General features: G+C 31.1%; 1 protein-coding gene. It reads right to left on the bottom strand.

From position 1 onward, the window contains the following. Window positions 1–225, bottom strand: a 225-nt coding sequence (locus tag AACQ14_RS23950) for a T3SS effector HopA1 family protein (protein WP_339366051.1), incomplete at both ends; no start/stop codon positions are given.

Here is a 225-nt window from a genome sequence, read left to right as displayed (position 1 = left end):
GAATGAAAAAATGGTCACCAGGATTTTCATTCCAAGAGGTGCATGGTCATACATTTCTATACCCGCTTTTTTGAATCTATCATCTAATTCTTTAACAATCTTATCTATTATTTCCTTGTCACTAGTAGTTAAATAAATAATTGCACTATCTGTTCTTTCTCCTTGGTAATTAGGTCCTAGAACTTTTAAGCCATTAATATATGATGCTTCAGGAGATCTTTTTAT

The sequence above is a fragment of the Vallitalea maricola genome (assembly GCF_036985595.1).
GTDB classification, from domain to species: Bacteria; Bacillota; Clostridia; order Lachnospirales; family Vallitaleaceae; genus Vallitalea; species Vallitalea maricola.
Note: the sequence above shows the minus strand (reverse complement) of the source record. Positions and strands in the feature narration are given on the sequence as shown.